The 8507-nt window shown below is 42.7% G+C and carries 9 protein-coding genes and 1 pseudogene; 5 read left to right on the top strand and 5 right to left on the bottom strand.

Going from position 1 to position 8507, the window contains the following annotated elements:
• The 5 genes and pseudogenes from RTV33_RS14645 to RTV33_RS14625 all read right to left on the bottom strand — a co-directional run.
• Positions 1-88 (bottom strand): annotated as a pseudogene (locus RTV33_RS14645) (DNA adenine methylase); the annotation flags it as partial.
• Between the two features lie 8 nt (positions 89-96).
• The gene (locus RTV33_RS14640) at positions 97-432 is read right to left on the bottom strand and encodes a hypothetical protein (protein ID WP_109708976.1); all 336 of its coding nucleotides are present in this window, start codon (positions 430-432) and stop codon (positions 97-99) included.
• Positions 433-565: 133 nt separating this feature from the next.
• On the bottom strand, positions 566-856 hold the full coding sequence (locus RTV33_RS14635; protein ID WP_109708977.1) for a hypothetical protein: 291 nt from the start codon (positions 854-856) through the stop codon (positions 566-568).
• A gap of 76 nt (positions 857-932) precedes the next feature.
• Complete coding sequence (locus RTV33_RS14630) at positions 933-2162, bottom strand: antirestriction protein ArdA (protein ID WP_312645455.1); 1230 nt, start codon at positions 2160-2162, stop codon at positions 933-935.
• Positions 2163-2217: 55 nt separating this feature from the next.
• Positions 2218-2829, bottom strand: a complete 612-nt coding sequence (locus tag RTV33_RS14625; RefSeq protein WP_109708979.1) for a hypothetical protein — start codon at positions 2827-2829, stop codon at positions 2218-2220.
• Positions 2830-4034: 1205 nt separating this feature from the next.
• On the opposite strand from RTV33_RS14625, the gene RTV33_RS14620 reads away from it, so the two are divergent.
• From RTV33_RS14620 to RTV33_RS14600, 5 genes are all read left to right on the top strand, one after another.
• Positions 4035-4238 (top strand): helix-turn-helix transcriptional regulator, encoded by a 204-nt coding sequence (locus RTV33_RS14620; RefSeq protein WP_312645450.1) that lies wholly within the window; start codon positions 4035-4037, stop codon positions 4236-4238.
• Between the two features lie 4 nt (positions 4239-4242).
• Positions 4243-4968 carry an HNH endonuclease gene (locus RTV33_RS14615; protein WP_312645449.1) on the top strand — a complete coding sequence of 242 codons (726 nt, stop codon included), beginning with the start codon at positions 4243-4245 and terminating at the stop codon, positions 4966-4968.
• A 39-nt stretch (positions 4969-5007) separates the two neighbouring features.
• Positions 5008-5205, top strand: coding sequence for a hypothetical protein (locus RTV33_RS14610; RefSeq protein ID WP_312645448.1), 198 nt, complete (start codon positions 5008-5010; stop codon positions 5203-5205).
• A gap of 286 nt (positions 5206-5491) precedes the next feature.
• A complete protein-coding gene (locus tag RTV33_RS14605; RefSeq protein ID WP_312645447.1) occupies positions 5492-5635 on the top strand; it encodes a hypothetical protein in 144 nt (47 codons plus the stop codon).
• 59 nt (positions 5636-5694) lie between these two features.
• Positions 5695-8418, top strand: a complete 2724-nt coding sequence (locus RTV33_RS14600) for an AAA domain-containing protein (protein ID WP_312645444.1) — start codon at positions 5695-5697, stop codon at positions 8416-8418.
• Positions 8419-8507 lie beyond the last annotated feature (89 nt).

The following is an 8507-nucleotide window of genomic DNA, read 5'->3' as shown; positions in this document are numbered from 1 at the left end:
CGAACACCTCAATGTACCGCTCATAATAGAGGGGAAACAGGGTGACAATCAGCTCCCGCAGGGATTTCTTGCCGCCGATCCAGGACATGAAGCTGTTCAGGGTTCATCACCGCCTTTCTCCAGCGGCAGGCGCAGCTGCGTATCGTCAAAGGCCGCAAGGGAGCGCCGCAGACCGGTAATGGCGGCGCTGATTCCGCTGATGCGGTTTCTCATATGCCGAATGGTCAGGCGTACCTCGGCTTCGGTTTTTGCATAAAAGTACCCGTTCTGGTCGCTGGCAATGGGAACACTCTCCCGGCGCAGGGCGTTGACCTGATCCCGCAGCTCCTTGCCCGAAACGCCGAAGCTGCGTTCCAGCTCTTTGCTTAAGACGGCGTGCTGCGCACCGTGGTGATACCGGCGCAGATGCTCTGCAAGCTGTTCTTTCTGCATGGGTCCTCCTTTCCGGCCGTTTCCCCGGAAAGAAAGGCAAAAAGGGCGCAAAGAGAACAGGGCCGCCTCCTGTATGGGGAAACGGCCCTGTTTTGATGTTGGGTCTAAAAAAGCGCAGGCATCTTTGCCTGCGCTACTTGATTATGCCAAGCTCTCTTAACACTGCCACGCAGTCCTTGGCGCCCTGAATGTACAGATGCTTCTGGAACTTCACCTCCATATCGGAATTTTCGGTCAGGTAATCGTTGATCCTGTCCTTTGTGTGCTGCGTAATCTCAGCGCTGTTCTGAATGCTCGCGCTGAGTTCGAGCAGTTCCCGTGCCAGTTCTTCCGACTGAGGGTCTGATTCCCTCATGGCGGAATACGCAAGCTGAAAGCGCTCCGCCAGAGCCATATCCAGCAAGTCCATGAGCTTCTCATCCATTTCACCGCCTCCTTTCAGCACAACACAATGCCACAGCTTTATGAGAATAGCTATACCAAAACTCAACAAAGATTTGCTATTTCATTTCCATACCGAAGCTCTGGCCGGGACGGTTCAGGCATTGGTCCACCGTCATGCCGTTCTGCGGCTCCAGCAGTCCGTATTCGGTTTCGGCAGCGCCGCGCTGCTCCAAAAGATACCGCCCGTAGTTATCCAGATTACAGAACAGGATCAGTCCGTTATCGTCTGACAAAGACAGCATCCGCTGAATTTCCTTTTTCGCATACTCTGCGGGAGAAACCGAATCAGACAAAAGCTTGAATTCCTCTGTCATGGATGCAAGGTCAAGGGCTTCCTCCAGAGAAAGATCGCCTGGTGCTTCCTCCAGCATCGCCTTGTAGGTCGGCAGGCGGTTTTCCGTTTCAAGCTGCCGGAGCTGTTCCGCCAGCTCATTGACCAGACCGTAGCAGCCGCCCTCCGAGGCATACAGGGCATCATTTATTTTTTCAGTCAAAAAGGGCGCCATGCAGTCCTCCGCCGAAAATGCACATTCCTCCGGGGAGGCGGCTCCGACAGCATCCATCGCGTTTATAAGCGCTGCATCCGTGGCAGGGAGTTTCAGATAAACAGCCGGTTCACTGTCCTGTGCAGGGCCGCTGAAATATCCTTTGGTGACTCGGAGAAGCACGGCATAATCCGGCTTTTCAAGGGAAACCGCATCGCCGCTGTGGTAGTCCGCTGCAATTTCGCCGTTCTGCACCACATAGCCATGGGACATAAATACACCACCCTCGCCCTCACGCATCTCCTTGCCGATTTTACCGAAGTCCAGATATGCGTAGACTTCATCTGACACCTTTTCCAGCGCCGGTACAAAGTCATTATCCGCGTAAAATTTACCGAGGGACGGATCGTCGTAGGCTTCGTAGGCAATCTGGCATTGGTCAGTGCTGTGTGTCATGTTGATGAGCCGTTCCGCCGGAATGGGAGCGTATTGGGTCTGGACGGCATCCATCATCACCGTTCCCTCGAAGCAGTCTAAATCCCATTCGCTCAGGGAAGACAGCCGCTGGGCGAGGTGGTTCAGTTCATGAAGATTGATATCGGGCTGGATAAATTGCGGCAGATAGTCCATCTGGCTGCTTAGAACCTCAACAGAATAAACGGTGTCCCCGGTGATTCCCGCTCTTTCCAACGTATCCGCCAGCTCATAGGGGGTGGCGGGGAGTGTGATCCCTGCCAAGGGGTTTGCACCCGAAGGATTCCAGCGGCTGAGCTCTATTTCAAAGATTTTTTCTTTATCCAAGCGTCATTCCTCCTGTTCATTTTTTTGATTCGTTAAAATGCTGAATATGAAACGGCTACACAAAGGCCGCTCCGTCGCACCATTTTTTCATAGCGTTATACAGCAGCAGTACCTTGGTTTGATCGGATACCTCCTGCCATTCAGCCGGTTTGAATTGCCGGAGCCCGTATTGGCGTTCTCCCTCAAAATATGTGAGGATGCCAATGTGGTTGGGGATATCCCCGGCGATTCTGGCGGCAAGGGCTTTCGGCACGCAGTAGTAATTTTCGTTTCCATGAAAGTTATGGCCGTTCCTGCTTTTGAAATCCTGATAGGTGATTTTGACCTCGAAACAGGTGACCATCATGCCGATGCGCCAGTTATGGCACCGCAGGACACAGCCGTGGCATTTCTGATTATTCTTCTCCGTGCCGCCATCCCGAAAACACCTTCCGGGTTCGTGCATCTGCGCCGTCAGGCAGTTGTCCTTTTCGGAAAACCGTTCCGCATCCAGAAGCCTGCAGAGATATTCCTCATCCTCGCAATAATCCTCAAAGCGGAAGCTGTCCACGATCCCTGAGGGTGTCCACACCTCATCCGCCCACCGGACGGTTCGCTTTTCGGTATGCAGCTTTGGACGGTAATGATGGGTCAGCGCCTTGATTCGCTTTGTCAAATTTGTTTCCATGTTTCACCTCGTTCTTTGCAACAGCTTTTCGACGATTCGCAATTATTTGCATATCCGTTCTGAGGCAATCGCCCTCAGAGCTATAGCAGATGAAACCGTGGGACGGGTATGGGCAGTTGCCGCAGCTTTTGAACGGACCGTGAGGCCGTTCGTCCGGTGGTATACTGCCTACGGTGATGAGACTGTTTGAATCGTAACAGGCAGTTTGCTTATTTCTCTTATAGCGTACCAGCATGACTTTTCCTTTCCGGAAAACAAAAAAAGCCGGAGAATGAAAGTGCATTCCTGCACTCCGCTTCTCCGGCTTTCCAATGCTTTCAACTTTAATTTAATTTTGGTATATATAAAAAGGGCGCTAACTTTATCGGCTTTCAATCAGCCTTAAAAATCAGCGCCCTTTTTAGTTTCAGCTTGTTCATTTGATTGTATTTTGAGTAGCGCCCTTTTTCATTTCGCTCTGTACTAAAAAGGGCGCTACTCATGAATGTTTTTACTTGTAGGTTTGAGTCCTGTCTGAGTGAAGCTTTTACCCTAATAAATCTACGAGAAAAGGGCTTCCACTTTTCTTCGTGGAAGCCCTCGAAAGGCTTGGATTTACTGGCTTTGTAAGCAATAAATCTTTTTTGCCTTTTGTTTTTGGTATGCCCGACAGGGTTCGAACCTGCGACCTATAGAGTCGGAGACCTATGGCGGAGAGCGAATAAGGCTGCATTTCAGCCACTTTCTGTTGGTGTTGCACAAAGTGAAAACCCTAATAGAATAGCACTCAAAGTCTTATCACAACAGGCTTTGAGTGCTGTTTTTGTGTTTTGGGAAAACAGTAGTCAAATAGTAGTCTGCGGTGGTCAAAGAAGCGACTGTGCAGTTGTTGGAAAAGTAAGAATAACTTCAATCATCGAATCGTTCTGTTATCACATTATTATACATAGATATTGGGTTTTCATCACACTTTTACAAATAATGCTGATCAAGTTGAAGAAAGCGAATCATGTGGAGACATACAAATGGATACAGCCCATATTAGTAAATGAAATAATATTCGTGCGAATACATCATTAAATCTTGCTTTTGTTTCCTAAAGATGGTAAAATAATAGACAACGCTGTCGAAATACGTTGTTGCGATAGGCGGATATGATAAATCTTTAAGCTCTGCCATATCGGCAGAGCTTTGTTATTTGATAGAAAGAAAGTGAGTGTGACTTCATGGCAGTCAGTTATAAAAAACTTTGGAAGCTTCTTATTGATATAGATTTGATGAAGAAGGATTTGTGCCGCATATCGGGCATCAGCACGGCAACCGTCACTAAAATGGGAAAAGGCGGCTATGTCTCCACCGAGGTTTTAGAAAAAATCTGCAAGGGTTTGGACTGCAAGGTGGAGGACATCATGGAGATTACGGAGGAATAGTGTAATGGCACTTGATGAGTTCCAAAGCTGGATGAGAGAACATACTGCTTTATCCGACAGTTCTGTCTATAAATATACTCGTGCGGTGCATACCATTTCCAATGATATGCAATCCATAGGGGTCATTCGCAAAGATTTGCTATCCATGACTCGTGTTGAACTGGATTTGTCTATTGCTCTTATCTTAAGCAATGGTGATTTTATTGCAAAAAATAATAAGGGCAATAATATGTACAGCAATTCTCTCAAGCAATACCGTTTGTTTTCGGTTGACAGTTTTGAGGACTATGATGCAGATACAAAGCTGATTGATGAGGTGAATCAAAGCAATATCAGTGCAACAGAGAAAGAAAGTATTATCAAGGCTCGGGTTGGTCAGGGGCAGTATCGAAAAGCTCTATTGGATAAATATGATAATCGATGCGTGGTTACGGGCATCGACCACAAGAAATTATTAATGGCCAGTCACATTAAACCTTGGGCTATTTGTGAGAACAGGGAAAGAGCTGATTCGGAAAACGGATTACTGCTTTCTGCAAATATGGATAAGCTTTTTGATTCAGGACTTATTACCTTTGCAAACGATGGGAAACTGTATGTTTCTTCGTTTGTTGGAAAAGAAAACGAAAATAGATTACATATTAACAGCAGCATAGTAGTTGATTTAAAGGCAACGCAGAAACTTTTGGAATACTTGGAGTTCCACCGTGATGTGTTGTTTGTAAAATAGGTGGATAGAGAAAATTTGCAATATAAAATTGGTGGGTTAATGATCATTGAAATTCCTAAAACTGTATATAAGCGGTTTGTTAAGAGTTTTCCCGAACTCTATCCAGAGATAAAATTGAAACTTATTTCCTGTGATGAAACGTTAGAAAAGCTGGGTTTTTGTGAGGATGCTCCTTGTGCTGTGCGATTTGATTTAGGTAATAAAGATATTGAAGAAGTGCTTGATGAATTAATGTAGTTGGAAATTGACGCTTATAACACAAGTGATGGCGATTTCCCCAAACCATCTAATACGGCTTATCAAAAATACATTAAATACGGCTGGATGTGGGATTGGCTTTACAATGCGATGGAAGAACTATGATGATGAAGTAGAGCAGCCCTGATATGGAACAAGGATAAATTTTTAATCTGCCAGCGACCAGAAGATGAAGAAAGAACACTCTTGTGGAAGTTTGTTATGTACTTTAAGGGAGAAATCTTGGCACAGTATGCCGAGGTATTTGGCAGGCAGTTGATTACCGATGATAAACGCAAGGATTTATTTGGATATACTCCGCCACACCAAGACACTGGGCATCGTCGAGGCAGACAGCAGCGTGTGGAAACGACTGAACAAAGAGGATAAGGCGGAAATTCAGCACGTGTGCGAGGAAAAATTAGAGTGATATTATCGGAGATTTGAGAAATAAACCCTTGATACTATATTTAGCAAAGGAGTCCCTTGATGATAAATATCGACAACAACTTAATATTAATCAAAGGCATAGATAAGACTACGCACATTGACCGTTGGGACTATCAAGCTGGATATATCTCAGTTACCTTTTTGCCAGGTGGTAAAACATATCGATACAATAGTAGCAATGTCGAATTTTACAAAGAACCGGAAGAACTTTCTCCACAAAAATTCCGTATTCTAAAAAGCGGACAGTCATTATCAAATGTTATTCGCATTCAAAAATTTGACAGGCATATTAGAGTTTTCTACAAAAGCGGATACCATGAAACTTTTGGTAGAAACAGTGTTGCGATTATGCCTTCCAGCTTAAATAATTCTACTGCTAATGATCTATTTTCGTATTTTAAAGAATTGGCACATGTTGATACTTTGCTTGGAACAGATGGTATGCCCATCTTAGGAAAACACTTTGATAAAATTGATTTTGTGAGAGAAGATAGTGTTTTAAGCGACTATTTAAAGGGATCATTGTTTGACAACCAGCATGGAAACGCAAAAACTTTAATTTATCCATTTGGATTCAATGCAAGTCAAAAGCAAGCGGTGGACAATGCTTTGAATCATAAGATAAGTATTATAGAAGGTCCTCCTGGAACAGGAAAAACGCAAACCATTTTAAATATCATTGCTAATGCAGTGATGCGGGGAGAAAGTGTAGCGGTTGTGTCCAGTAATAATTCTGCAACAGAAAATGTAGAAGAAAAATTGCGAAAATATGATGTAGACTTTATTTCGGCTTTCCTGGGAAGTGCCTCCAATAAAGAAGCTTTTATTCTGAAACAAAAGAAAATTCCGCAGTTTGACACTTGGCGATTAACAGCGGAAGAAAAATCTGATATTACCCTCAAACTTTCTAAACTGCACGGAACTTTAGAAAATATGCTGTTAAAGAAAAACAATCTTTCTAAACTTCGTTTGGAGCTTGAGCAAACTAAGCTTGAAGAACAGCATTTTACGACCTACTACATAGAAACGAATGACGCAAATACTTTACCTAAAAGCCTGCGAAAACTTAATTCAACTTCTTTGTTAATGCTGATGGCACAGGCAGAAATTGGACAAGAAACCGGTACGTCTCTTTCTTTTTTTAGTAAGCTTTTAAATTTCCTGCATTATGGAATCTACAATTCTTCTTTCTATCACAATTCGCTGGAAAAGATCGTGGCAGTTTGCCAAAAGCAGTATTACAAAGCAAAAATTGAAGAACTTGTCAGCCAAATAGGCATAATTGAAAAAGAATTGATTCACTTTGATTTTGATGTCAAAATGAAGGAATATTCCGATTTTTCCATGAGGCTTTTTCGTCAAAAGCTATCTGAAAAATACGAAAATAAGGTTCGACAAATATACACTGAGGAGGATCTCTGGAAACATTCCGAAAGCTTTATCTATGATTATCCTATTATATTAAGCACAACTCATTCGCTTAGAAGTAGTTTAAATAGCCAATTTGTATATGATTATATCATTGTGGATGAAGCATCGCAGGTTAGTGTTACCACGGGCACACTTGCATTTTCTTGCGCAAAGAAAGCGGTTGTTGTAGGAGATTTAATGCAGTTACCAAATGTCGTAGATAACGAGATGAAAAAACGAACAGATGCCATTTGGAGCAGCTATGACATTTCAGAGGCTTATCGATATTCAAGCCATAGCCTCTTGCTTTCTATTACCGAGTTGTTTAAAGAAGTTCCGAAAGTTATGCTACAAGAGCATTATAGATGCAACCCGAAAATTATAAATTTTTGCAACCAGAAATTCTACAATAATCAACTAATCATTTTAACAGAAGACAATGCCGAAATATCGCCATTAGTGGTTTACCAAACTGTTCCCGGCAATCATGCGAGAGAACACATGAACCAGCGACAGATTGATGTAATCAAAAATGAGGTTATACCCCAACAACATCTTTGTGTAAAAAATCCTTCTATTGGAATTGTGACACCCTATCGGAATCAAGCAAATACTTTACAAAAGGAGTTTTCGGAAACGGCAGTAAAAGCAGATACTGTAGATAAATTTCAAGGACAAGAGCGAGATGTTATTATTTTATCAACGGTGGATAATGATATTTCTGATTTTGCGGATGATGATCATAGGTTAAATGTCGCAATATCACGTGCGATAAAGCAATTGATTGTGGTTATAAGTGGTAATCAACCAACTCGAGAAACGGGTATAGGAGATTTAGTAAAATACATTCGTTACAATAATATGGAAGTTATTAATAGTGAAGTATATTCGGTGTTTGATTTATTGTACAAACAATACGCCGATATACGTCGTAGAGAACTATCGAAGAAAAAGCATGTTTCGGAGTTTGACAGTGAAAATATAATGCTTGATCTGATTTGTCAAGTGTTGCGGGAACCATCGTTCCAGCAGTATGATGTTCTGTTACATGTGCCGCTTAGAATGATACTTCGAGATCTATCGAAATTAAGTAATGACAGAGCAATTGGCTTTGTTATGAATGAAAACACACATGTGGATTTTCTTGTTTTCGATAAACTAAGCCATCAACCCATACTTGTTGTCGAGGTAGATGGTGTTAGCTATCATAAAAAAGGAAGTGTGCAAGCTGAGCGAGATAAACTCAAAGATGCTATATTGGCTCAATATAGTATCCCAGTTGTGCGCTTTAGAACAAACGAAAGCAATGAGAAGATAAAGTTAATAACTGAGTTAAAAAAGATAGTACAATGATATAAGTTAATATGGTTATAAAGTGTGCGCGTTTAAAAAATAGAATTCTTCAGATAAAAAATCAACATAATAACAAACTGTGTGTACTT

This window comes from Hydrogenoanaerobacterium sp. (genome assembly GCF_032017025.1).
GTDB lineage: Bacteria > Bacillota > Clostridia > Oscillospirales > Ruminococcaceae > Hydrogenoanaerobacterium.
This window is presented reverse-complemented; position numbering and strand designations above follow the sequence as displayed.